General features: G+C 67.6%; 21 protein-coding genes and 6 pseudogenes. 15 read left to right on the top strand and 12 right to left on the bottom strand.

The annotated features are described in order from the left end of the window. Window positions 1–1,138: ISAs1 family transposase (locus IE185_RS31860; protein ID WP_229843822.1), on the top strand; the 1,138-nt coding region annotated here is incomplete at its 5' end. Window positions 1,139–1,212: 74 nt separating this feature from the next. Beyond that, window positions 1,213–1,623, top strand: a pseudogene (locus IE185_RS31855) (hypothetical protein); the annotation flags it as partial. Here the strand turns inward: IE185_RS31855 and IE185_RS31850 are convergent. From IE185_RS31850 to IE185_RS31840, 3 genes and pseudogenes are all read right to left on the bottom strand, one after another. Further along, window positions 1,616–2,040, bottom strand: a pseudogene (locus tag IE185_RS31850) (tyrosine-type recombinase/integrase); the annotation flags it as partial. The pseudogenes IE185_RS31855 and IE185_RS31850 sit on opposite strands and share 8 nt — an antisense overlap. Beyond that, on the bottom strand, window positions 1,991–2,200 hold the full coding sequence (locus IE185_RS31845; protein ID WP_138896517.1) for a helix-turn-helix domain-containing protein: 210 nt from the start codon (window positions 2,198–2,200) through the stop codon (window positions 1,991–1,993). The pseudogene IE185_RS31850 and the gene IE185_RS31845, both read right to left, overlap by 50 nt. Continuing rightward, window positions 2,197–2,859 (bottom strand): annotated as a pseudogene (locus IE185_RS31840) (replication initiator); the annotation flags it as partial. The pseudogene IE185_RS31840 and the gene IE185_RS31845, both read right to left, overlap by 4 nt. 62 nt (window positions 2,860–2,921) lie before the next feature. Between IE185_RS31840 and IE185_RS31835 the strand changes: the two are divergent. After that, window positions 2,922–3,894: pseudogene (locus IE185_RS31835) on the top strand (IS630 family transposase); the annotation flags it as partial. A 104-nt stretch (window positions 3,895–3,998) separates the two neighbouring features. Here IE185_RS31835 and IE185_RS31830 read toward each other — a convergent pair. After that, window positions 3,999–4,539 (bottom strand): annotated as a pseudogene (locus tag IE185_RS31830) (TetR/AcrR family transcriptional regulator). A 6-nt stretch (window positions 4,540–4,545) separates the two neighbouring features. On the opposite strand from IE185_RS31830, the gene IE185_RS31825 reads away from it, so the two are divergent. The 5 genes from IE185_RS31825 (at window position 4,546) to IE185_RS34140 (ending at window position 9,828) form a co-directional block, all read left to right on the top strand. Then, window positions 4,546–5,523 carry a hypothetical protein gene (locus tag IE185_RS31825; protein ID WP_229843821.1) on the top strand — a complete coding sequence of 326 codons (978 nt, stop codon included), beginning with the start codon at window positions 4,546–4,548 and terminating at the stop codon, window positions 5,521–5,523. A gap of 323 nt (window positions 5,524–5,846) precedes the next feature. Then, on the top strand, window positions 5,847–6,680 hold the full coding sequence (locus IE185_RS31820) for a PIG-L family deacetylase (RefSeq protein WP_138896519.1): 834 nt from the start codon (window positions 5,847–5,849) through the stop codon (window positions 6,678–6,680). A gap of 668 nt (window positions 6,681–7,348) precedes the next feature. Next, a complete protein-coding gene (locus IE185_RS31815) occupies window positions 7,349–7,999 on the top strand; it encodes a hypothetical protein (protein WP_189716482.1) in 651 nt (216 codons plus the stop codon). A gap of 311 nt (window positions 8,000–8,310) precedes the next feature. Next, window positions 8,311–8,631 (top strand): helix-turn-helix domain-containing protein, encoded by a 321-nt coding sequence (locus IE185_RS33520; RefSeq protein WP_229843818.1) that lies wholly within the window; start codon window positions 8,311–8,313, stop codon window positions 8,629–8,631. Window positions 8,632–8,731: 100 nt separating this feature from the next. Then, a protein-coding gene (locus IE185_RS34140; protein WP_439654990.1) for an IS630 family transposase occupies window positions 8,732–9,828 on the top strand; the annotation gives its coding sequence in 2 pieces (ribosomal slippage) (window positions 8,732–9,305 and window positions 9,305–9,828; 1,098 coding nt in all). A gap of 51 nt (window positions 9,829–9,879) precedes the next feature. On the opposite strand, the gene IE185_RS31795 is transcribed toward IE185_RS34140, so the two are convergent. From IE185_RS31795 to IE185_RS31785, 3 genes are all read right to left on the bottom strand, one after another. Beyond that, window positions 9,880–10,329: a nuclear transport factor 2 family protein gene (locus IE185_RS31795; protein WP_170198294.1), complete on the bottom strand. Its 450-nt coding sequence runs from the start codon at window positions 10,327–10,329 to the stop codon at window positions 9,880–9,882. A gap of 312 nt (window positions 10,330–10,641) precedes the next feature. Beyond that, window positions 10,642–11,760, bottom strand: a complete 1,119-nt coding sequence (locus IE185_RS31790; RefSeq protein WP_138895250.1) for a fatty acid desaturase family protein — start codon at window positions 11,758–11,760, stop codon at window positions 10,642–10,644. Between the two features lie 7 nt (window positions 11,761–11,767). Then, complete coding sequence (locus IE185_RS31785; RefSeq protein WP_138895251.1) at window positions 11,768–12,823, bottom strand: ferredoxin reductase; 1,056 nt, start codon at window positions 12,821–12,823, stop codon at window positions 11,768–11,770. A gap of 87 nt (window positions 12,824–12,910) precedes the next feature. On the opposite strand from IE185_RS31785, the gene IE185_RS31780 reads away from it, so the two are divergent. Together IE185_RS31780 and IE185_RS31775 are read left to right on the top strand one after the other, a co-directional pair. After that, window positions 12,911–14,050, top strand: a complete 1,140-nt coding sequence (locus IE185_RS31780; RefSeq protein WP_138895252.1) for a PucR family transcriptional regulator — start codon at window positions 12,911–12,913, stop codon at window positions 14,048–14,050. A gap of 547 nt (window positions 14,051–14,597) precedes the next feature. Then, entirely contained in the window at window positions 14,598–14,936 is a 339-nt protein-coding gene (locus IE185_RS31775; protein WP_138895253.1) for a thioredoxin family protein, read from the top strand. A gap of 692 nt (window positions 14,937–15,628) precedes the next feature. Here the strand turns inward: IE185_RS31775 and IE185_RS31770 are convergent. The 3 genes from IE185_RS31770 to IE185_RS33515 form a co-directional block, all read right to left on the bottom strand. Then, window positions 15,629–15,787, bottom strand: a complete 159-nt coding sequence (locus IE185_RS31770; protein WP_170198295.1) for a hypothetical protein — start codon at window positions 15,785–15,787, stop codon at window positions 15,629–15,631. A 161-nt stretch (window positions 15,788–15,948) separates the two neighbouring features. After that, window positions 15,949–16,551, bottom strand: a complete 603-nt coding sequence (locus IE185_RS31765; protein WP_229843824.1) for a transposase — start codon at window positions 16,549–16,551, stop codon at window positions 15,949–15,951. Further along, on the bottom strand, window positions 16,548–16,730 hold the full coding sequence (locus IE185_RS33515; protein WP_229843817.1) for a hypothetical protein: 183 nt from the start codon (window positions 16,728–16,730) through the stop codon (window positions 16,548–16,550). The genes IE185_RS31765 and IE185_RS33515 overlap by 4 nt, the downstream gene beginning before the upstream one ends. A gap of 892 nt (window positions 16,731–17,622) precedes the next feature. Here IE185_RS33515 and IE185_RS31760 point away from each other — a divergent pair. The 5 genes from IE185_RS31760 to IE185_RS33510 all read left to right on the top strand — a co-directional run bounded on the left by IE185_RS31760 (window position 17,623) and on the right by IE185_RS33510 (window position 24,094). Beyond that, complete coding sequence (locus IE185_RS31760; protein WP_138895254.1) at window positions 17,623–21,126, top strand: DNRLRE domain-containing protein; 3,504 nt, start codon at window positions 17,623–17,625, stop codon at window positions 21,124–21,126. Next, window positions 21,126–21,434 (top strand): hypothetical protein, encoded by a 309-nt coding sequence (locus IE185_RS31755; RefSeq protein WP_138895255.1) that lies wholly within the window; start codon window positions 21,126–21,128, stop codon window positions 21,432–21,434. Before IE185_RS31760 ends, IE185_RS31755 begins: the two co-directional genes overlap by 1 nt. 189 nt (window positions 21,435–21,623) lie before the next feature. Then, complete coding sequence (locus IE185_RS31750) at window positions 21,624–23,033, top strand: polymorphic toxin-type HINT domain-containing protein (protein WP_138895256.1); 1,410 nt, start codon at window positions 21,624–21,626, stop codon at window positions 23,031–23,033. After that, window positions 23,034–23,534 (top strand): hypothetical protein, encoded by a 501-nt coding sequence (locus IE185_RS31745; RefSeq protein ID WP_138895257.1) that lies wholly within the window; start codon window positions 23,034–23,036, stop codon window positions 23,532–23,534. A gap of 416 nt (window positions 23,535–23,950) precedes the next feature. After that, complete coding sequence (locus tag IE185_RS33510; protein WP_229843815.1) at window positions 23,951–24,094, top strand: DUF6233 domain-containing protein; 144 nt, start codon at window positions 23,951–23,953, stop codon at window positions 24,092–24,094. Here the strand turns inward: IE185_RS33510 and IE185_RS31740 are convergent, their stop codons facing one another. After that, entirely contained in the window at window positions 24,095–24,328 is a 234-nt protein-coding gene (locus IE185_RS31740) for a Ku family protein (RefSeq protein WP_138895258.1), read from the bottom strand. A gap of 60 nt (window positions 24,329–24,388) precedes the next feature. Next, window positions 24,389–24,782: pseudogene (locus IE185_RS31735) on the bottom strand (HNH endonuclease domain-containing protein); the annotation flags it as partial.

Here is a 24,782-nt window from a genome sequence, read left to right as displayed (position 1 = left end):
TGCCGACGCATCATCGCTGATTCCGCCTGCCCTTGACCAACTCCGGGAGCATCCCGAGGTCGTGTCAAAGGAGGTCCCGAGCCTGCTGGAGCGGCTGGCCGAGGTGCCGGACCCGCGTGATTCGCGAGGGGTGCGTCATCGGCTGGCCGTCGTGCTCGCACTCACCGCGTGTGCTGTGCTGGCCGGAGCGACCTCGCTGCTGGCGGTTGGCGAGTGGATCGCCGATGCCCCGCCGCGCGTGCTGGAACAGGTCGGCGCCCGCACCGACCCGCTTCTGCCCAGGTGGGTCCTGCCCTCCGAGACAACGGTCCGCCGACTGCTGGGCCGCATCGACGCCAACGCGCTGGACCGGGCAGTCGGACGCTGGCTCGCGGACCGATGCCCGAAGCCGGCCGGGCTGCGTGGCCTCGCGGTGGACGGCAAGGCCCTGCGGGGCGCGGCCAGGGCGAAGGGCCGGAAGATCCACCTGCTCGCCGCACTCGACCACACCACCGGCCTGGTCCTGGCCCAGCTGGACGTCGGGGAGAAGACCAACGAGATCACCTGCTTCCAGCCCCTGCTGGACACCGTCGCCGACCTGGCCAAAACCGTGGTGACCAGCGACGCGATGCACACCCAGCACGAGCACGCCACATACCTCCTCGGCCGCCAGGCTCACTACATCGTGATCGTCAAGGGCAACCAGAAGAAGCTGCGCAACCAGCTCAAGTCCCTTCCCTGGAAGGACATCCCGCTTCAGGGCCGCACCCGCGGCGTTGGCCACGGCCGCTCGGAGATCCGCCGTATCAAGGTCGCCACCGTGAACAGCCTTCTCTTCCCCGGAGCCCGCCAGGCCGTCCAGATCAAGCGCCGCCGAACTGACCGCAAGACCGGCAAGACCACCATCAAGACCGTCTACGCCGTCACCAGCCTGACCGCCGCGCAGGCCACCCCCCGAGCTCGCTCAACTCGTCCGGGACCACTGGAAGATCGAAGCCCTGCACCACGTCCGCGACACCACCTTCGCCGAGGACGCCTCACAAGTGCGCACTGGCAACGCGCCCCGCGCGATGGCCACCTGGCGCAACCTCGCCATCGGAGCCCTCCGAACAGCCGGAGCGAAGAACATCGCGGCCGGCCTCCGCCGCAACGCCCGTGACCCCCCTCGCACTCCTCGGCCTCGGGTGATCACAAACCGGGCGTCACGCGACTACGCCGAAGCCCTGGCGCAATCAGCAACGCGCCTACACATACCGTGCGGACGGCAACCTGGTCGGCATCGACGACCAGCTCAATGGGCCCAGCCGTTTCGACCTGGACGCGGCAGGGCGGGTCACCGCAGTCCATGCGGCAGGCTGGACGGAGAGATACGCATACGACGAGGCGGGCAACCAGACCTCGGCGTCCTGGCCGGCCCCCATGCCGGGCCAGGAAGCGGTGGGTTTGCGCACCTACACAGGGACACGCATCCGTGCAGCGGGCGCGGTCCGCTACGAACACGACGCGGCGGGCCGGATCAGACTGCGCCAGAAGCCGCGCCTCTCCCGTAAGCCGGACACCTGGCGCTACACGTGGGACGCACAAGACCGCCTGGTCTCGGTCCTCACGCCGGACGGCACGACCTGGCGCTACCAGTACGACCCGTGAGCCGGGCGACCTTCTTGGCGCCCAGGCCGGGGATGAGGTGGAGGCGGATACAGGCGGCGTAGCGGGTGTGGGTGTTCTCCCGCAGGTGGTGGACGGCGACGCTGTCCAGCCAGTACGTCACGTAGGCGCTCATGGTGCTGTCGGCCGCGGCGATGGGGAGGCCGCGGTTGCTGGCAGCGATCTTCTCGGTGAGCTTGGCGAGGGCTTCCTTGCGGGTGGTGCCGTAGACGCGGATGCCTTGCGGGTGTTGCCGGGGGCGAGGACGTATGCGGCGGCTTCCCAGCGGCCGTCTTTTCGCTGGTAGACGGTTCCGTCGCCGTTGGCGCGCACGCGGCGGGAGGCGGGGTTGTCGCGGGTGTGGTCATCAGGCAGCGTCCTGTTCGAGGCGGGTGCGGATGAAGTCGGTGAGGGCATGGGCGGGGATGCGGCGTGCGCGGCCGAGGGTGATCGAGGCGAGCTGGCGGGTGCGGAGGAGGTCGTAGACGGCGGAGCGGCCGAGCTGGAGGCGGGCCATGACCTGGGGAACCGTCAGCAGCTCCTCCGGCCTGCTCGGCCCCTGGCCGTGCGCGGTCATGAGCAGCCCCCCTCGGCCGCGAACTGCCGTGCGAGTTCTCTGCGGTGCCAGACAGCGGCGGCGAGGAGTGCGCCGCCGGGGCCGTAGCCGGTGCCGAGGTAGGCCCAGTGGCCGACGACGAGGGTGGTGTCCGGGTTGTGCTCGGGCAGGTTGGCGTGGGCGCGGGTCTGTTCGGTGCGCCAGGCGCGGCGGGCGTCGCGCAGCGCGCCGAGGGTGGTGGAGTAGCGGCGGGACTTGGTGGAGAAGTGGCCGCGGAAGCCGAGCATGTGCGCCCACTTCCAAAGCTTGAGGTCCGCGAACTCCGGCAGCCAGTCCAGCTCCCAGCAGGTGCGGATCATCTGCCGCACGTGCCGGGCGACGGCGAGCCGGGGCAGTGGGCGGGTCTGTCCGGTGCCGCCACAGGCGGTGCACGGGAGTGGGGTCCCGTAAGGCAGGAGGGTGGCGCCGCGTCCCTGGCAGGGGCGGCAGAACAAGGCTCGGTCGAGGATGCACGAGGCGTCGGCGGACTTGGTGGCGTACTTCGCCACGTAGGCGGCCACGGCATGGTCGGTGAATTCGGCGTCGGTGCCGAACGCCATGATCTCGCGTACGTCGAGTTGTTCGCCCCAGGCCAGTTCGCGTTCCCCGACCGCATCCGACTCCACCGTGACGCGGACCCGTGCGGCGGCGGCGCGGGCGGCCTTACAGCAGTGACCTGAGTCGGAATCCGTCGTTGGTTGGTATGAGTCGTCCGGGTCCGAAGATTCCGCCGTTGTCGGTCACTGATGCCCAGCGGGTGGTGCTGGAGGGCTGGTTGCGTGGCCGTACGACGGCTCAGGATCTGGCTCAGAGGGCGCGGATCGTGATGGAGTGCGCCGAGGGGCACTCCCTCATCGAGCGTGGACTGGACGGCTTGTGTGATGACCCGAGGCCCGGCGTCCCACGGAAGATCACCGACGACGTGGAACGGGTCATCGTCAAGACGCTCGAGGAGACACCGAAGAACGCGACACCCTGGTCGACCAGGTCGATGGCCGCGGCCACGGGAATGTCGCAATCGACGGTCTCGCGGATCTGGCGGGCGTTCGCCTTGGCTCCGCACCGGTCGCAGACGTTCAAGTTGTCCACCGACCCGTTGTTCATCGACAAGGTCCGCGATGTGGGCGGCCTCCATCTCGATCCACCGGAGAAGGCCCTGGGTCCTCTGCGTCGGCGAGAAGTCGCAGATCCAGGCCCTGGACCGGACCCAGCCGGTCCTGCCGATGATTCCCGGTGTTCCCGAACGCCGCAGCCACGACTACGTCCGGGCCGGCACCACCACACTCTTCGCCGCTCTCGAAGTAGCGACCGGCAAGGTCATCGGCTCGCTTCACCGCCGCCACCGAGCAGGGAAGTTCAAGAAGTTCCTGACCAAGCTCGACAAGGAAGTCCCCGCGGGGCTCGAAGTCCACCTGATCCTGAACAACTACGCGACCCACAAGACCCCCTACATCAAGCGGTGGCTGTTGGCGCATCCCCGGTTCCACCTGCACTTCACGCCGACCAGCGCGTCCTGGCAGCTGAACCTGGTCGAGCGGTGGTTCGCCGAGCTCACGCGGAAGAAGCTCAAGCGCGGTGTCCACCGCTCCGTCCAGGCCCTTGAACGCGACATCCGACCTTGGCTCGCCAACTGGAACGAGCACCCCAGACCGTTCGTCTGGACGAAGACAGCCGACGATTTCTTTCGGATCAGCGGACGAACCAAGAGCGGCACATCCGAGGCCGGTCCGGCCCACTTCCACTGCATCCGACAGCCGGCGTCACTTTGGGGTCGAGTCGTCTACTCCGCCGCCACGATTCGCTCCACTGCGGCCGTCACCAGTTGTTCACGCCCTTCCGTGAAGACGTCCGGCAGGGTGAGCTGCTCAACGATCAGCCAGTTCAGCGTCAGCATGGGCAGCTTGACGGCCGTGGCGTCGCCGGGGAGGCCGATAGCCTCGTGATAGTCGACGTCGGCTCGGACCCGCTCAGTGAGGACCTTGCGCAGGCCGGGGCGGCGGGTGGCCTCAAGGCGGAGCTCCAGCAGCGCGAGGTAGCCGGTGCGGAAGGAGGCGATGCGGCCGACGAGCTCGCGCATCAGCTGGGCGCAGGTCTCTCGGTCGCGGTCGGCCGCCTGCTGGTGGGTGATCGTGGTCTCATCGGCTGGAGTCGCTCGTAAACCCGGTCGCCGGCCTGAGGAACAGGTCGTCGCGGCCGGCGAAGTCGTTGGACGCCGTGCCGACGGGAACGGTGGCCTCGGCATCCACGGTCCCGGAAAGTAAGCCGTCCTGATACCAGAAACTCTCCCCGCAGTGTTGCGGCCGATGCCGTGGTGAGACCATCCCCGCGTGCGCGGGGAGCAGCGCCCAGTAGTCGCCGTCTACGCTCTTGGCATGCAACGCAGTGATGTCACGCGGGACGACGGCACATGGGTGGGCCTGTCCTTGGACGTACAGGACCGCCACCAGCCGGAGCTGTGCGTTCTCAGTGCTGGGCCGCGACTGCTGGTCTCCCAGCTGTCGCGGCCCGTGCTGCTCGCCGTTGTCGAAGAGCCCCTACAGGGCGTGGACTTCTGGCGTACCGATGGATACCGCTCCTTCGTCCCACCGCTGCGCGCCGACGTGGGGCGTGCCCTGTCGGGCAGCTTGGAACGGTGGGCTCACCGCTTCGCGCAGTACCTCGACGACTCGCCGGGCAGCCCGTTGCACGAGGGCCGATGGCTGCTCTCGTGCGAGAGTCCGCTCCAGCGCTGGCGCCACGCTGACACTTCGCATGCCGAGTACTGGAGCTCGATGCTCGTCGAGGGCCATCCGGACGGATACATCGACTGGTTTCTCCACTCCACATCGTGGGAGGTTCTGCCGCTGCGGCCCATGCCCGGCCCGGGCGACAGCCGGGTCAGGGCGTACCGTAAGCAGGTCCGTGAGGGGATGCTCCCACCCGTTCTGTTGTGGTGGGTCAGTGGTCTGGACTGTCATCTGATCCTGGACGGTCACGCACGACTCGCCGCGGCGATCGCCGAGTCCATCGAGCCTCCGTTGCTGCAGTTGCACCGCACGGTGTCGCACGATGACCTGGCCGCACGTATCGATGACGCTGTGGGTTCCTATGAGTACGAGCTGGCGCGCTTCGCGGAACTTCGCGCCATCCACGGTCCCACCGTCCCGGACGGTGCGGTCACCGCCGGCCCACAGCTCGTCCGCCTCCTCCACGACCTGCACACCGCGGAACAGCCGACCTGGGCCTGGCCCTTGCCCGGAGGGGAAGGCCAGTGGCGTCGCACCGCACACGAGGTAACCGTCGGTAAAGGCTGGCTCCGCGCGTGAGCCCTGCCGAATCACTTCCGCCAGCCATCGCTTCTTGTCGGAACTCGCGGCTGGTGCCGCACAGGAGCCGGATCCGACGTGGCGCTGAGACGTGCAAGTCGCGCCTGTACCTCTGTCACGTCGAAACGCCGCCGCTTGGAAAACCAAGCGCCGGGAACAACCGGTCCGGCCGGCGCGGTTGCATCGACCGGGGGACCGGCGCCGCACGGGCGGGGAACGCGGAGACCGCAAGGTCGTTCGCCCCACCAGGATCCGGTCCCCAGGATTGCGGTACGCCCGCCGCGCACTCGGACCAAGACGTACTTCCGCAGGAGGACTGTTTTATGACTGACCGGCCCTTGACGCTCATGGCAGTACACGCCCACCCCGACGACGAGGCCACCGGAACCGGAGGGGTCCTCGCGCGGTATGCGGCGGAAGGTATCCGCACGGTTCTCGTGACGTGTACCGACGGCGGTTGCGGTGACGGGCCGGGGGGTGTCAAACCGGGTGACCCCGGGCATGATCCGGCGGCGGTCGCCTTGATGCGTCGTCAAGAGCTCGAGGCGAGCTGTGACGTCCTGAAGGTCAGCGACTTGGAGACGCTGGACTATGCCGACTCCGGGATGATGGGCTGGCCGAGCAACGACGCTCCCGGATCCTTCTGGCAGACCCCCGTGCAGGAAGGCGCGGCCCGACTCGCGGAACTCATGCGGCGCTACCGACCTGATGTAGTCGTCACCTACGACGAGAACGGCTTCTACGGCCACCCCGACCACATCCAGGCCCACCGCATCACGATGACGGCTCTGGAGATGACCGCGCTGACACCGAAGGTGTACTGGACCACGATGCCCCGCTCGATGATGCAGCGGTTCGGTGAGATCATGCACGAGTTTCATGAGGACATGCCGGAGCCGGACCCTGCCGAGGCCGCCGCGATCGCCGAGATCGGCCTCCCCGACGATGAGATCACCACGTGGGTGGACACCACCGCGTTCAGCGGTCAGAAGTTCGACGCATTGGCCGCGCACGCCAGTCAGGGCGAGAACATCTTCTTCCTCAAGATGGGCAAGGAGAGGTTCGGCGAGTTGATGGGCATGGAGACCTTCGTACGTGTCCAGGACGCCACCGGCGCGGCCGTACCCGAGAACGATCTCTTCGCCGGACTGCGCTGATCCGACCGGCCGGGGAATCAGGCGGACGGATCCGCGGCCCGCCCAGGCGTTCAACCGCCGCACGGACGGGCGCGGCCACGTTCTGTGTGAGTGGTCGGGATGTTCGGTGCCAGGGGATGGCGAGGGCGTGCGCTCCCCGGTGAAGGGGCACGCCAGCCGGATCGGGGCTGTGCTCACTCCATGGGCGCGCGGTCGTGTGCACGTCCGTGCTGTCATCGGTGGCCGCCCCGCTTTCGTGTCCGGTGCCGGCGATCGAGTAGAACGGCACGAACGCGATGTTCTGTTCGCCGCAGCTGTACAGGAACTCCTTCTGTTCGGGCGATGCGCCGACCCCGTACATGTTCTGCACGCAGACCACCGGGGCAATCGCTTGGCCTCGGCGGTCGGGCTGGGCCCGAGCCCCCGCCTACTGCCGCGGCCCCTCGTCACCGGGGCGGGAGCTGCCTTCACCGCCGTCACGGTGTGGCTGAGGTCGGAGAATCACGGCAGGGCAGGCAGAGCAGGTGAAGCGCTGCAGCCGGAACAGTTTCCGTATCAGGCAACAACCTGATCCCGGCCTGGTGACGAACGAGATCTGGCCACTGACCCACAGGGTCGGCTCGCGCTACGTTGACGCCGGATTTCAACGGTGCCCCGTGAGTGGTGCCTTGTCAGAAGGAGAGAAGAAGATGCGCGGAGGCGTGGGAACCCCTGAGGGCCGCAGACGGTCGCTGGCCGTGCTGACCCTCTGCACGGCCCTGGCTCTGCCCCTGACCGGCTGCACGGCGGAGAAGGGCGTTGCACCCGGGGCCTCCGACGGGACGTCCTCCACCTCGGCCACCCCTGTCACCCCCGCCCCGGTATCCAGCGCCGCCCCGACCAGCATCGCGCCGGCCGCGAAGCCCTCCACGCCCGCCAAGCCCACGCTGGCCGGCGGTCCGGCAACCAAGCGGGCTGGGGAGAAGCCGGAATCGCCCGCGCCGAGCACCACCTGCGACCACAAGATGCCCATCTCGCCGGACGAGATCGCCGTTTACCGCTACACCCCCGAGGGGGGCTTCCACAGCCTCATCGTCAAGCACGGCAACTGGGGCTGCGGCGCGCCCGACACCGACGGTGCGCCCTTCGAGCCAGTCGGAGTGGAGACCTTCATCCCTGTCGCTGAGAACGCGAAGATCACGGCCGTCACCCCGATCGTCGAAAGCACCGAGAACAAGAAGATCACCCTGCAGCAGTTGACCGACTGGCTCGTCGCCCACCCCGACCAGGGACTCGTGTTCCGTTACCACCTCGGTCCCGGCGAAGAGATCGACACCCTGGACCAGGTCTTCACCCCTTGAGTCGACCGGCCGTGGCGCGTTGCGTCACAGCTCTTCCGTCCGGCCGGCCCGGTGCGCCGGCACGGGCGGACAGGTCGAGTCGGTCGTCATGCAGATTCCCCGTCAGGCCCTGGCACTGAGGTCGGACCGGGTGGACTGCCTCCTCGCACGGAGCTTGGCGGCAGACGTGGGGTCAGAAGCGATCCTCGCGGACTTCCTGAAGACGCTGCTGGCACGCGGCCCGCGCTGCCGCCCGGAGGAGCTGCGCGCAATGGGGTCCGTCACCCTCGATCTGGCCACTGCGTTTCTCGCGCGGCAGCTCGGTGACCCTGGTGAGGCGCCTGCCGAGGCGTGCGCAGGAGACGCTGCAGCGGATCTACCGCTTCATCGAGACCAACCTCGGCGACCCGAGCCTGACTCCTCAGATGATCGCTGACCGGCACAACATGTCCCTGCGGAGTCTCTACGCCCTCTTCGCCGACCAGCCCCTGACCATCGCGGCACACATCCGCCGAAGTCGGCTGGAGCGCGCCCACACCGACCTCGCATCCCGGGAACTGAGCGGTCAGCCCGTTCGGGCGATCGCGGCCCGCTGGGGCTTCTCCAGCGCCACCAGGTTCAGCCGGGCGTTCCGCGAAGCGGATGGTGGGTGAACCGCACGTCAGGAAAGTCCTCCTTACTGACTTCAGCTCTTTAGGGTGAATTGTTGCGAATTCCCTGATAAGCGTGGGTGGGTGGCTGTATCCGTGGTGTGTGAGATATGCGGATGGGGGCGGATTGACTCCGACGGGGCGTCGGCGCCGGGAGTCGGTACGGATGCAGGCGGCTGAACTGTTCGAGCAGAAGATCAAGCCGTCGGACGTCGCACAGCGGCTGCGGGTGAGCGTGAAGTCGGCGTACCAGTGGCACCAGTTGTGGCGAGAGGGTGGTGTTCCGGCTCTGGCCTCCCGCGGTCCGAGCGGCTCAAGGTGCCGCCTGTCCCCGCGGTGCCTGGAGAAGCTGGCCGCATACCTGGAACAGGGACCGGCTGCTCACGGATGGGGGGAGGACCAGGTGTGGACCGCGTCGAGGGTGGCCACGCTGATCGGCCGGAAGTTCCACGTTTCGTACAGCGTCTCGGGTGCCACCCGGTTGATGCACCGGCTCGGCTTCAGCCCGCAGGTCTCCGCCCGGCGGGTCGCCGAGCGCGACGAGAGGGCCGTCACCGTGTGGAAGGAGGCGACCTGGGCGGAGGTGAAAGAGCGAGGGCGGCCTGCGGGGGCTACGTCTGCTTCGAGGACGAAGCCGGGTTCACCCGTAGGCCGCCCCGTGGACGGACCTGGGGCTGACGAGGCCGCACCCCGGTCGTGACCGTCAGCGGCCGGCGTTCGGGACGGCTGTCGGTGGCCGGCCTGATCGCGATGCGGCCGGGTTCCCGGACCCGGCTGTGCCACCGCCTGCGCACCCACCCCGCCGGCAAAGGCACCCGTCGCAGCATGGGCGAGCGGGACTTCATCGCGCTGGTCGACGGCGTCCACCAGCTGGTCAGGGCACCGATCGTGCCGGTCTGGGACCGCCTGAACACCCACGTCTCCCGCAGGATGCGGGACCTCGTGGCGGAGCGGGAGTGGCTGACAGTGTTCCTGCTGCCCGCCTACTCACCCGACCTGAACCCCGTCGAAGGCGTGTGGGCCCACGTCAAACGCAGCCTCGCCAACCTCGCCAACCTCGCCAACCTCGCCGTCATGGCCCTCGACCAGCTCGAAGCCCTCGTCCGCAACCGCCTCAAACGCCTTCAATACCGCCCCCACACCCTCGACGGCTTCATAGCCGGCACCGGCCTCACCCTCGAGACACCAGCCTCACCCTGACAAGCCGAAGTCAGTAACGAGTGGTTGTGACCAGCGGGTTTGCAGGCGTTCTCAGTCTGTCGGCGCGGACGCGGCGCAGGCGTCGGCGATAGCTTGAGTGTCCCAGTAGAACGGATGGACCTCGGTGATTTGCCCGTCCTTGACCGTGATCTTTTGCAGGATTGGGAAGCTGAGTTCACGGCCAGTCGCACGAACGCGAGCACGGACCTGAGTGAGCACGACCGCAGTCTCACCGGTGGCGAGAAACTCCTGCTCCACTATGTCGAACGTCTCCCAGACCTGTCCCATCGCAAGGAAGAACTGCGTCATTCCGTTGTGCCCACGCCAAGTACCTCCGTATGGCAGAGCATCCGCTTGATGTAGCTCGACATTCGGCGCGAAGAAGGGGGCGAGCAAGTCGAACGAAGCCTCGCCAGGGCCTCCGGCCGCCAGGTACTCCGCCTCAGCTGCATACATGCCGGTGAGCACTGTCACTGAGTCTGTAGTGGATGACATCGTCATGCTGCCAGCATGATCAGCAACGACGCGTCTTGCTCGCGGAAATCAGACATCGTTGTGCGGCACGGTCAGCACTTTCGCAACACGCCCACGCCCTATACCGGCCCGACCACGGCAGGTCAGCGCACTACAGCACCTCGCCGGGGGCTGTGTGCTGAGCTCCTGGCGCACGTCCAGGCAGCGCAGCCGGACACCGGGCTGCCCGGATCCCGTGTCGTACGGTCTGATGTCGTGGCCTCCCACCGTCCGCAACGGATCTCACCGAAACCGGCGGTGCCGCCGGTACGGCCGAAAGATCTGAACCAATACCGGGAATCAGGCCGCGACGAGCTCCTGCTCGCGGTCCGGCGTCTTGACCTTCGGCTTCTTGTTCGGCAGCGAGAGCCGGAAGACCTTGCGCCACGCGGAGAACACCTGCTTGGGCAGCGGCCCGGTGACGTACTCCAGCTCGTACTTTTCGAACAGGGCGCGCACCTTCACCGCGACCTCGGCGTACCGGTTGCTCGGCAGGTCCGGGAACAGGTGGTGCTCGATCTGGTGCGACAGGTTGCCGGTCATGAAGTGCATGGCCTTGCTGCCGCTGATGTTCGCCGAGCCCATCATCTGGCGCAGGTACCACTGGCCGCGCGTCTCGCCCTTGATCGACCGGCGCTCGAAGACCTGTACGCCCTCGGGGAAGTGCCCGCACATGATCACCGAGTGGGACCAGATGTTGCGGACCAGGTTCGCGGTGAACGTGGCGGCGAGCGTGGTGAGGAACGACGGGCCCGACAGCAGCGGGTGGATCACGTAGTCCTTGAGCACCTGCTTGCGGATCTTGCGGCCCACGGCCTTGGCCCGCGCGCGGAACTCCGGGTTCTTGCGGCGGCGCTTGTGCAGGTTCTTGCCGAGCTCCAGGTCGTACGCTGCGATGCCGTACTCGAAGAAGCAGGCGTTGATGAAGTTCCACAGCGGCTGGCCGAGGTGGAACGGGTGCCACTTCTGGTCCTCGTCGACGCGCATGATGCCGTAGCCGAGGTCGTTGTCCTTGCCGATCACGTTGGTGTACGTGTGGTGCAGCTCGTTGTGCGAGTGCTTCCACTGCTCGGACGGCGAGACGTGATCCCACTCCCAGGTGGTGGAGTGAATCTTCGGGTCTCGCATCCAGTCCCACTGGCCGTGCAGGACATTGTGGCCGATCTCCATGTTGTCCATGATCTTCGCCACGGACAGACCGGCGGTGCCGAGCAGCCACGCGGGCGGGAAGATCGAGAACAGCAGCACGCCCCTGCTGACCAGCTCGAGCTTGCGCTGCGCCGAGATGACCTTACGGATGTAGGCGGCGTCTTTCTCGCCGCGGCCGGCGATCACCTCGTCGCGGATCGCGTCCAGCTCGCGGCCTAGCTCCTCGATCTGCTCCGCGGTCAGGTGGGCGGTGGGGTCGATGGCGGTCAAGGTGCTCCTACCGTTCGATGTCGCAGGGGCCCGCCGCGGCGGACACGCAGGTCTGGATGAGGACGCCCGGCTCGGCCTCGGTGATCTCGCCGGTGCGCAGGTCGCGGACGGCGCCCGCCTTGAGCGGCGTGACGCAGCCGAAGCAGATGCCCATGCGGCACCCGGAGGGCATGAGCACGCCGGCCTCCTCGCCTACGTCCAGCAACGGCGTGGCGCCGTCCGCGTGGACGGTCTTGCCGGTGGCGCTGAACGTGACCTCGCCGCCGTCGCCGGCGACGACGATGCTGGGGCGGAAGCGTTCGGTGTGCAGGCGCTCTTGGACGCCGTGCTCGGTCCAGTGCTCTTCGGCGGCGTCGAGCAGGCCCGCGGGCCCGCAAGCCCAGGTCTCGCGCTCGGCCCAGTCGGGCACGAGTTCGTCGAGACGGGCGATGTCGAGCATGCCGTCTGTGTCGGTGTGCACCTCGGTGAGCCGCAGTTTCTTGTCCGCGACCAGGTCGTGCAGTTCGTTGCGGAAGATCACGTCTTGCGGCTGTGGCGCGGAGTGGACCATGACGATGTCGTCGAACTCGGTGTCGCGCAGCATGCCCATCACGGGCGTGATGCCGCTGCCGGCCGTCAGGTAGAGCACCTTGGCGGGCTTGGCCTGCGGCAGCACGAAGTCACCGGTCGGCTGGTCGAGCTGGATCAGCGTGCCCGGTTTCGCCCTGCGGACCAGGTGGTTGCTGACCTTGCCGTCCGGGATCGCCTTCACGGTGATCGTGACGCGGCCGTCCTGGCGGTTTGTCGGTGAGGTGAGGGAGTAGGCGCGCCACAGGCGTACCCCGTCGACGTCGACCCCGATCCGCACGTACTGACCGGCTGTGTGGCCGCGCCAGCCCCGTCCCGGCCTGATCACGATGGTCGCGGCGTCACCCGTCTCGGGGTGCACGGCCTCGATGCGCCCCCGCAGGTCAGCGCCCGCACGCAGCGGGCTGACCAGGTCGAGGTAGTCCGACGGCAGCAGCGGCGTCGTGACCATCTCCAGCAGTTTCCACGCCCTGCTGCGGAGGGCTGTACTCGTCATGACTCCAGCTTGCTGCGCCTCAAGGCGTAAAGTCCTGACCGCAGGACGTAAATCTGGCTGGCTGAATTGTTCGTAGGGAATAGAAGCGTGAGCCATGCAATCCGGAGGGCCAGCGAACTGGCCCTGAACGAGACGACGGTCACCGCACTTCGGGGCGCGCTGAAGACCACCGCCGACGAGGTCGTCCAGGCGATCATCGACGAGGTCCCTTCCTACGCCAACGCCCTTTCGGGCCGCATGGGCGCCACCATCCGCCGAGCCGTCCGCACCGCCCTGGGGCACTACCTGGACCTCGCGAGCGGGAACGCCACAGGCGGCGACGCGGGTGACGCAGCCTACGAGCTGGGCCGCGGCGAGGTGCGCGACGGCCGTTCGATGGACGCCCTGCTCAGCGCCTACCGCGTCGGCGCCCGCGTGGCCTGGCGATGCCTGGCAGCGGGTGCCGTACCCGCAGGTCTGCCCGCCGCCGAGGTCGCCAAGTTCGCCGAGCTGACCTTCGCCTACATCGACGAGCTCTCCGCCGCGAGCGCCGCGGGCCACGCCGACGAACTGGCCGCCCGGGGCAGGGACCAGGAGCGCCACCTGGAACACCTGGCTCGCGACCTTCTCGCCGGCGCGAGTCCGGACGTGCTGCTGGCCTCTGTTCAACGGGCCGGGTGGCAGCCTCCGGTTTCTCTGACCGCGGTCCTGCTGCCCGCCGGCCAGGCCCGGCCTGCCTACCGCGCGCTCGACCCGAGCACCCTCGTCCTCGACGATCTGCCGGACGCCACCGGTGTGCTGCTCGTCCCCGATGCCGACCGGTCACATCTCTTGCGGCAGCTGACCGACCGCACCGCAGTGGTCGGCCCGGCCCGGCCATGGACTCGTGCGTCCGCCTCGTACGCACGAGCCGTACGCGCGCGCTCCCTCTCCTCTGACATCCGCGACACCGAGGACCACCTGCCCGAGCTGGTGCTGAGCGCCGACGCGGACGCGTTCGCAGACCTGCGTGCCCGAGCCCTCGCACCGTTGCGGACCCTGCCTGCCGCGACCGCACGGCGGCTGGAGGAGACGTTGCGGGCGTGGCTGCTGCACCAGGGCAGGCGGGACGAGGTGGCGGCGGCGTTGTTCGTCCATCCCCAGACAGTCCGCTACCGGATGTCGCAGCTGCGGGAGCTGTTTCCGGATCTCGCATCGCCACACCGGGTTCTTGAACTGACGCTGGCGCTCGGTCTTCGGGTCAGCTGACGCGTGCTTCGACCGTCCACGGCTGCGTCCGCGAGCGGTCCAAGAATCGTGCCTCGTTCTCGGTGCCATCAGCTGGCTCATGCGGCCCGGACAAGAGCGGTACTGGCCAGCTGAGACCGGGGATTGATGTGCAGACCAGACAAGGCTTCGGGAAGCCCGTCGGGGGCGCTGTCTCTGAGAAGCGCGGTGGCGGATACGGCTCGACCGGATCCGGTGGACGATGCGCACCGGATCGCTCATCGAGCATCTCGTCGGTGACCTGGGCCGCTATGCCCTGAAAAAGGCTTCCATGTGTCGTGGAGGGCGCTGTCCGGCACGAGCTGACCCACGGGCGCGCGGCGGGCCGCAGCTGGGTGACCGGCGGGGTGGCCAGGCCGGGCCACCAGGGCCGAGAGACCGGGCCGTTCGCGCCGGGGGACCACCGTGGTTCTGCGACGGCCCCGTGCCTCCCTTCCGACAGGTCAACCGGACGACCGACCGGGCCGGCCTGGCACACCGCCCGAGGGATGATGGGGATGGAACAACGGACGTGAGATCAGGAGCTTCCATGGCGAAGCGGGTTCACCAACCCCGTGAGGACGCGGAGTTCAACTTCATCCTCGGGATGAGCGGGGTCCCGGTCCTCGCATACTTCACCGGGACATGGCCCAAGGCAATCGAGCCCTGCCGGGTGATGGACCTCGTCGTGGGTGGCATCGCCGACGAATACACGGGCCGCCTGACGGCCGTCCGCGCCGACATCACGCGTTGTCCGGCCGCAACCGAGCGATACGGGATCACCGGAGCCCCGTCCTACGTCCTGCTGAAAGAGGGAGAGGCGGTGGCGCACGGCACGGGGCCTATGACCACCGCCGAAGTACGGAAGCTCCTGGACGGCCACCTCTGAGCGGCCGCTGCTGTGACTGAGCAATCCGGTTGGCACCGCCTGTCAGATCGAGCGCTCAGCCTGACGCACCCTCCAGCGGAAGGTGGTCTCGGTGGTACTGCGACTCCAGCCACTCCTCCTGCACGAAGAGCGGAGGGGTAAGGCACACTTCCCCGACCCGCTGCGAACGCAGGAGGAGCCCGAGATCCGTCAGGGAAAGCGACTCGTCAGGGGTGTAGAGCACCCAGTTCCCATGCTCTGCGGCGTGGTCCAGGAGGAACTGGTGGCCCTGCGCTGGATCGCTCCCTGTCAGCGGGAAGGCGGCCAGGAAGTGTGGACCGGCGACGGCATCCAGCGCGACCATGCGAGCCTGCCCGCGTCGTAGAACGCCTTCACCCCGTCCGGGAATTCTTTCTGCTTGTACGGACCACCAACCCGTAAAAGCGGCCCAGAGAACAGCAGCGCCTCAGCGACCTCGGCTGGAGACAATCCCGAACCTCAGCGGCCCCACCCCGGCTCCGGACCGCAGCTTCCAACGCTCCCGCTCCGCATCCGCACTCATCCATCCACCCCGCATCTGACCGGCCCGCATCCATGTCCGTTGCTTGATCGCATGCACACGGCCAAGGGCCAAGGTGCCAACTCAGCCGCTCAAGTGCCAAGTGGAGTGCTCAGTCACACCCAGGCGCCGAGGAGCAGGGTTTGCGGGGGTGTCAGTAGTTGAGGTCGAGGTAGTCGATGTCGATGTTCTCGAGGGTGAGTCGTTGGGCGTGGCGGCCGTTGTCCTTGAAGTACTGCTCCTGCGGTCTCAGCGTGACGATGTTCTTGAGGTTGTCTTCGGTGGCGCCGGTTTCGCGTGTGGCTTTGTACACGAGAACAGGGTTCTGTCACAGATCTTGGGAAGCGGTCACGGAGGGTGTCCAGGCCGCTTCACGTGCGCTGACTCGTCATCGAACGGGTGAGACTGGCCCCTGCATACTGGCCGGATGGACGCCCGTCGGCCGTGCCTGAGCTGTGGCCACCGCGCGTTCGATCACCCACCAGCAGGTGGTGTGGAACGCAAGCGCCTGATCGTCCGCAAAACCTCGGTCCGGTTCTTCGGCCTCCGGCAGCATGCTGCCGGGCGAAGGATTGCGCAGGCAATCGCGGTGGGCGGCGACGCAGGTCTCCACGGCTCGACCGAGGCCCTGCCACAGATGGAACCGGTCGGCGACCTGCAGAGCTTCCGGAGCGCCGCGGCGGGCCCCCTCGGCGTAGCGCCCGCCCGGTCCCGGCAGATGATCTCCACGCCAGGGTGGCGGTCTAGCCAGGCGGCCAGCGGCCCGGCTTCACGCGTCGGGAGCACATCGACCACCCGGTGGTCTTCGACGCTGGTCAGCACGGTGGAATAGGTCTGGCCTCGGCGGATCGCGAAGTCGTCCACACCCAGCGCACGCGGCGTGCTGAACCGCGGATCGGGCAATGCCATGCCCCTGCGTAACAAGGTCATCCGTCCCGCGCCGAAGCCCAGCTGGGCCGCCAGCCGGGAGAACGGCTCGGCGAACGTCCGGCGCGGGCAGTGCGCCGACCCGCAGATGAAGCGCCGGACCGTCAGCCTGATCACGAAGCCCTGCTCTGCGAGTGGAAGGTCCTTCAGCCTGCGCTGGTATCGGTCGTGGACTCGGTCCGAAAAGCGGCCACAGTCCGGACATTCCGCACCGGTCGCGCTCTCACCGCCACCTCGACCGTGCCGAAAGCGGCCGTAACCGCCTCGATATCCACCTCGTCAATCCCGTCGAACATCAGCGAGTCCCAAAACGGTGCATCGGTCTGCATGACCAGCACCATCACCGTCCACCGCCGACCACGGCATCGACCGACAAGCACCTGAGGGAGCGTCAATTTCTGCTGTGCAGCGGCAAGGCGTACGCCGGCTCACCCGAGCCTGCCCCTCACAATCGAACATCGAGGTGACGCTCCGCTACGACTCCCCAAGATCTGTGCCAGAACCCCGTTCTCGCGAACAGTGTCAGACTTCGGTTGGGACTCCGAGAAGAAGCACTCCAGCGTCAGTCCTGCCCGGGATTGGAGGTCCGCGGCGATGCGCAGTGTGAGCTCCGCCGATGCCGGCTCTCCGTTCTCGAAGCTGCCCTCGCCCGCGCATCCGTCCAGATAGACCACGCGTTCGTTGTGATCGCGAACCTCTCATCCCGCCGAACTGCGGCAGGTACCGCTTGAGCAACTCGTGGTTGAACACGCTGGGCAGCGCCTTGTCTGCCCAGTAGCTCCGCCCATACCAGGCGACGTGCCCACCCCCGGCTTCGCAGTACTTGCCTGATTACAAATGGTGAAGGACGGCGAGGAGCTGCGGCAAGACCGACACGGGGCGGACTAGGTGGAAAGGCCGGACCGCATGAGGCAGCGGGACTGGATCGGGTCTCGGAGCTGTCGCTGCCCTGACGGTTCAGGGAGCTGATCAGCGGCTCGGCGAGGATGACGTCAACTCGTGGAAGGGGGACAGGGTTGCCCGGTGGTCTTCGCATTTTCACGACTCGACCTCCCCACCATGATCACTTTTCGGTCACACTTGCCGCGCCGTAGTCCGCGCTTTTTGGGGCGAACCTCCGCCAGTTGCCCCCAGTCCCCCGAGCGCATAAATGAAGATCACATCTATATCTCGCACTCCACCCCCAAAGATCCCGTCAGGGGAACCCCCAAAGGAGTTGGAGTGCAACGCACCAACCGAAGACGGTTGATCCAGGCCGCAGCAGCGATGACGCTGGCCGGTTTCATGGTCGGCGACCCGTCTGTCGCGCCCTTGCCGGCGCAGAGCGACCAGATTGTGAACAGTCCGGCTCAGGCCGTCACCCTCGGCGACGAGGGCCAGAACATAGCGAAGCTGCTCGGGCTGAGCGACGAGCAGGCCGCCCGCCGTAACGCGAAGATCCAGAACAAGCGCATCGAGCTGGTCTCCAAGCGCACCGAGACGTCGACCGTGTACGTGAACCCGGACGGCACGCAGACCGCCGATTCGTACGCCGGGCCGGTGCGGGTCAAGCAGGACGACGGCTCCTGGCAGGCCATCGACACCGACCTCGCCGACGAGGGTGCCGCGCTGGAGCCGCAGACGGCGGCAGCCGACATCACAGTGTCCGACGGCGGCGACAAAAAGCTGGCCTCGGTCTCCGAGGGCGGCGCGTCTCTGGCACTCGGCTGGGAGGAGACCCTGCCCACGCCGAAGGTGCAGGACGACACCGCCTCCTACGACCTGGGCGACGGGCAGACCCTGACGGTTACCGCCCTGAAGCAGGGCTTCTCCCAGAACGTCCTCCTCGACGAGGCACCCAGCGGCGACCTCACCTACCGCATACCCGTCACCCTCAAGAGCCTCACCCTGTCCGAGGCGGACTCCGGGCACCTGCTGCTGAAGAACAGCGCGGGGAAACTGGTCGCCGAGGCCCCGGCGCCGATGATGTGGGACTCCTCGGTCGACAACAAGTCCGGCGAGTCCAAGCATCTCGCCCCGGTGGACACCGAGATCGAGACCGCGGAGGACGGCGCCCAGACCCTCGTACTGCGCCCTGACGCCGACTACTTCGCGCAGGACCTGACCTACCCGGTCACGGTCGACCCCACCTCCACCCTCGCCGTCACCACCGACACCTGGGTGGCGACCAACTACAACGACTCGCAGGTCTCCTCGACGGAGCTGAAGTCGGGCACCTACGACGGCGGTGGGACGGTGGCCCGCTCGTTCCTGAAGTTCGATGTCCAGGACTACGAGAACACCCACGTCGTCGACACCAACCTGGCGCTGTACTCGCACTGGTCCTCCTCCTGCACGCAGGGCACGGGCACCGCGGTTCGCCGGGTGACCGAATCCTGGTCGTCCTCCACGATCACCTGGGCCGCCAAGCCCGCCACCACCACCACCGGGCAGGTGATCAACACCGCGGCCATGGGGTACTCCTCGGCCTGCCCGGCCGGGACGATGAACTTCGACATCGACGACATCGTCAAGGCGTGGACCAGCGGCACCGCGAACCATGGCCTGATGATCCGGGGCGTCGACGAGACCGACTCCTACACCTGGCGGCGCTTCCGCTCCGCCAACTACGTCTCCGGTGACGGCTCCTCGGAACCGCACCTGACAGTCACGTACAACTCCTACCCGCAGATCCCCGGCACCACCGCCGTGTCGCCGTCCACCACCAGCGGTGGCTCCAACGTGGTCACCTCGCTCACACCCGTGCTGTCGACGCGGCTGAACGACGGTGATCCGCAGCGCGTGCGCGCCCAGTACGCCATCGAGCCGGACCCGGCGTACAACGACACCACCTACAAGCTCACCGCGGACACGCCTTACGTCGACACCTCCGAAGTGGCGGCTCTGGCGGTGCCTCAGGAGACACCACTGGTGAACGGCACGCATCTGCGGATGCGAGCCCGTACCTACGACGGCACCGACTACTCGACCGCGTGGAGCCCCTGGCAGACCTTCACGGTCGACACCTCCAAGGCCCCCGCGCCCGCAGTACCCACGGACTTCGCGACCGGCGCCACCCAGACCGTGACCCCGCTGCTCACCGGCGTCGTCACGGCGGCCGGCGAGGGTGCCGTCACCGCCGAGCACCTGCTGTACGACGCGTCGGGCAACGCCGTGGGCAGCCCCCTCACAAGCAGGGTTCTGGACGGCGACCGGGCCGTCGCAAAGGTGCCGGACGGTCTGCTCACCGACGGCGCCACCTACCGATGGAAGATGCGCGCCTGCACCGACAACGTGTGCTCCGCCTACACCGCGCTCCAGACGTTCACGCTGGATGTGACCGAGCAGAGCACCGGCTCCGGCACCACGGGCACCGCACCGGCCGCCGTCACCGACCTGAAGGCTGTGGCCGGCGAGAACGGCGCCCTGGTGACCTGGAGCCCGGCGGAGTTCATCGGTGACGCCGACGACATCGTCAACTACACCGTCACCGCCGTTGCCTCCGACGGCACTACGGCCGGCACGGTGACCACCAGCGGCCTGTCCGCGGTCTTCAACGAACTCACCGCGGATGCCGGGGACGTTACGTACAGCTTCAAGGTGACGGGGAAGAACGACTACGGCACGGGCCCGACCGTCACGTCCGCCGGCATCGTTCCCGCCGCGGTGACGGGCGGGACGTCCGCGTATCAGACGGCTCTGGAGGCGTACCACCACGGTCGGGGCGGCCTGGTCGTCGGCAGCTACGTCGATGCCAACGACGCCGCTACCAAGAGCGCGTACGGCGCCCAGTTCAAGGGCCTCCTCGCCCGCGACCAGGAGTCGCTGCTGCGGGAGCGCGTGGCTGTCTCCGAGGACGACACAGACAACAACTGGCCCGAGACCTCGTTCAGCGATGTCCTGGCCATCCCGTCGGCCGACGGAAAGACAGTGACGCTGCGCGCCACGGTGACCGCCACCAACATCATCGTCACCGACGCGAGCACCGGGACCGCCGACCCGACCGACGAGATCGGCCGGACCGAGTGGCGCTACACCTTCACCGCCGGCGCTCAGCCGGTGCTGCTCTCCGCGGTCACCGCGCACGCCAAGGAGGCGGTGGTCCGGCCGACCGGCGCCGCGCTGGTCCACTTCGCCAACTCCGTCGACGGGGACCTCACGGCTGACGGCCTGGAGCCCTCGGCGTTCGACGGCGACTCCACGGACGACGGGAGCGAGACCACCGGCGCCACCACGGTCTCCTTCAACGCCCAGCAGGCCGGTACCTACCTCCGCACCGGAGCGGCGACCTGGGCCGTGTCCAACTGGAACGCACCGAGCATGTACGACCAGGACTGCACGAACTTCGTCTCCCGGGCGATCGACATCGGCGGCGACGTCAGGATGAAGGGCTCCGGGGACGAGAACCACAAGAGCAAGGACTACTGGTGGCGCAAGCCGAGCAATTGGATCCACGAGGAGACTTGGACGTGGATCAACGCGGGCTACTTCAAGACCTTCATGGAGCGGCACATGCTCCACTCCAAGCGGAGCACCAGCACTGCGTTCACCGGTGACATCATCTTCTACGACTGGAAGAACGACGGGAAGGTCGACCACGCGTCGATCATCTCGAAGATCAGCAACGGAAAGATCTATGTGACCCAGCACAACAAGAACTACAAGTACCGCGCCCTGTCCGCGCAGAGGAGTGCCGAGCCGAAGATGAAGATCTGGATCTACCGGCCCAAGCCGAGGTGGTACTGATGCAGACGGCGGCGCGATTGGGCAGGCTGTGGTTCCTCGCCGCTGAGGCGGTGCTGACCCTGCTCGTGGCCCGGACCCTGTGGACCTGGCGTGACGACCCGTATGTGCTGCTCGCGGACGTCCCGTATCTCCTGTGGTCCAGCGTCGGGCTGACGCTCTCCCTCGCGGTGAGCCTGGCCCTGCTGTCTCGTGAGCCGGCGTGGGCGCGACGTGTCGGCTGGTCGCTGACGGTGGTCCGGCTGTGCCTGCTGCCATTGCTCGGCATGGCCTGGTACCCGGCGATGTCGCCGCACATCTCGCTCTGGTGACACTCCGCCGATGAGGAAGCCGGGCCCACTCGACGAGTGGGCCCGGCTTCCTCACGTCAGTCGTCGCCAACCTCGTCTCGCGGGGAAGCCCTCGTCAGACCCGCTGAAGCAGACCCCGCAGGAGCCAGGGTGTCATCCGGTAGGCCAATATCCCTGCAGCCAGCAGCCCCAGACTGATCCCGAAACTGATTGGCTGCTCCACCACGGGTCGTCGGCGACCCGGAGTTCCAGAAGGCCGCGAAGAGCGTCAGGACCGGTCTGGAGGGAGTGGGCAAGGACCTCGACCAGATCACCGCCGGTCTGAACCAGATGAGTCGGGCCATGGACGACATGAACAAGTCGCTGGGCGAGGTCAATGGTGCGTTGGGCCAGATAAACCAGGGGATCGGCCAGGCCAACAAGGGCATGGACGAGCTCAACAAGCACGTGCCGGGCATCAAGAAGGGCGCCGAGAAGCTCAAGGAGATGCCCGGTATCGAGTTCGACTTCTCCCACATCAAGGACACCTGGAGCTCCGGCACCTCCGGACTCGACGCCGACGAGCAGCAGCGTCGCATGGGTCTGCTGCTGGACCTGCTGCCCGGGATCGGGGACGGCAAGGGCATCATAGAGGCCGTCTCGGGCAAGGACGTCGCCACCGAGGAGGAGCTCAGCGGGCTCGGCCGGGCCACGGGCGCGCTGGTGGTACTGCGCTGGCTCAAGGCTGGCAAGAAGGCCCTCACCGGAGACGATGTGAGGGGCGCCCGCAAGGCCACGTGCGTCGCTGGAAGTGTCACGGACAACAGCTTCCCGGCCGGAACTCTGGTCCTCATGGGCGACGGCGCCGGTACGCCGATCGAGCGGATACGCGAGGGCGACGAGGTTCTAGCCACCGATCCTGAGACGGGCCACACCCGGCCAGAACCTGTGACCGACCTGGTCACTGGATCGGGGGACAAGCGACTGGTCACCCTCACCGTGGACACCGACGGCACGGTCGGCAACCGCACGGACACGATCACGGCGACCGACCACCACCCGTTCCGGACGCTCGGCCCCGACAGCTGGACCTACGCCATCGACCTCACTGCCGGGACGTGGCTGCGCACCAGCACGGGAACGGCAGCGCAGATCACCGCGGTCGAGACCAGTACCGTTCCACAGACAGTCCACAACCTCACCGTCGCCCGGCTGCACACGTACTACGTGCTCGCCGGAAACACGCCGGTCCTGGTCCACAATGCCAAGAAGAACAAGTGCAGCCTTGAGATCGACCATGTCGGCCAGGTGGACCAGGACTGGGTCACCAAGGGCGCTCACGTCAACATGAAGGACGGCATGGAGGTGGCCCTGCGCCCGGACGGCAAGGGCGGTATCCGGACCGAGGCGATCCGCCTGTCGCGCGGCACGGCCACGCAGAAGCAGGTCGACGCCGTCATCGCGACGATCACGTCCGACCCCAAGTGGCGCGCGGACATGATCAGGGTGACGAAGGGTGCCAAGGAGGTCTTCGAGTCCAGCGCCAAGGCCATGAAGGAAGGCCGCAAGCCGCAGTGGCGCTTCAGCAACGACCGGACGGCCGAACTGCAGGCGCTGATTGAGGCAATGGAGAAGATGTAGATGTCCGATCTGGATTGTTACGCCCACGTCGCCGCCCGCGGCGACGTTCTGGGCGTGGGCATCGGCGCGCAGCCCGCCGAGTGGGCGGACCGGCTGGGGACCGACTACGTCGACGACGCGGACGGAGGTCTGCTGCGGCGCGACTACGGTCTCGTGGAGCTGTCGTTCCAGGAGGAGCACGGGGCCTGGCCCTGCTTCGGGATCAGCGTTCAGGTGCACCGGCTGCGGTGGGACACGGAGTCGGCCGTGCCGGCACCCCTGCGGAGCGTGTACGGCGACTTCGCCCCTCGGACGCCCTTCGAGGACCTGGTCGCCGCGATCACCGGCCTCGGCTGTTCGGTCGAACCGGACGACGACGGGACGGCCGCGGACTTCCACCGCTACCGGGTTCCCGAGTCCGGCGTGAGGATCTTGGTCCGCGTGGACGCCGCCACCCATGGGCCGACCGGTGACGTGTGGAGCCTCAGCGTGTCTCCCGCCTGGTGGCGCGAGACCGGCTGACAGGGCCCGGGCCCCGGCCGACACAGATCGGCCGGGGCCCGGGCGCCACGTGCTGGTGTACCGGCGTCGGTGCGAGCGCCGCAGTAGCGCTCGTTTTGATGCAAGGGCTATCGCGCGGAGCTGACTTCGCGTATGACGGGGGCGGCACCCGCGCCAGCCTGCCGCCCCCGTCATACGCGAAGTCAGGAGGGCTGCCAACATCGGCGCGTTTCGATAGAACGCGTGTCCGATAACCCGTCGCGCGTCGAGCTGCTCCGCTTCCTGGAGCGTGTCCAGCTTTAGCAGCTCGACCAGACCAGACCAGGCGCTGGCTTCAGGCTGAGGAGCAGCGCCAGGCCGAGCGCGCTGCCCGTCGGCCTCCACCGCCGCCTCCCGACTGGGTGATCCAACTCGGGACTGGCGAGGGGCGGCCGCCCATGGCGGTCCATGCCGGGGGCTGCGGTCTCGTCGGCGGGCGCAGTCGCCCCATCGACCGCACGCAGGCGCTGCGCGCGCTGGCCGACGGCATTACACCGTGCCCGGTATGCAAGCCCGACGTTGACCTGGGCTACCTCACCTGACTACGCCGACCGCGGCCTGCTGGCACCGGCCTTCTTCGCGGGGCTCTTGGTGGCGCGCTGAGGCATGTCGTGAACGGTCGCGTCCTCGCTCTGACCCTCACCGCGGGATTCACGTGCCGACTCCACGGACTGGCGAAGCGCCGCCATGAGGTCGACGACCGTCGCCGCGGCCGCTGGCTGCTCGGCTCCGGCGGGCTGGGTGCCCTTGGCCTTGTCGGCGAGCAGGTTCTCCAAAGCCTCGCGGTAATGACTGGTTGAATGCACTACGCGGTCCCAGGCCCTGGGTGATTGGCTTCAGATGGTCATCTGTACTGCCTTCAGGAAGTCTGACCATGAGGGCACTCGCCGGCCGGGATGGACCTTGGTCATGCTGCGTTGCAGGGTGCGGCGGAGAGGGTGGGGGGACTGCATGATGGCCTCGTTGCGGGCGGCCAGCCGGGCGAGTTCGAGTGTGTTGGGCAGCCGATCACTTTTCGTTCTGTTGCAAGCGGCGTGTGCGGGGGCGAGGTTCCACAGGGAATCCAGGTCCGGGCCGTGCCAGGAGTCGACACTCCCGAAGCGGCGCATCAGGGAAAACGGGAACACGTGGTCGACGGCGAGGTCATCATTTATGCCCAAGACATCGTCACAGATTAGTACTGCAACGGTCTTTGCCGTGACGGTTGGGCAGGTCGGTCGTTGGTTTGTT

Origin of the sequence: Streptomyces chryseus (assembly GCF_014650755.1) — a bacterium.
In the GTDB taxonomy this organism is placed as follows: domain Bacteria; phylum Actinomycetota; class Actinomycetes; order Streptomycetales; family Streptomycetaceae; genus Streptomyces; species Streptomyces chryseus.
Note: the sequence above shows the minus strand (reverse complement) of the source record. Positions and strands in the feature narration are given on the sequence as shown.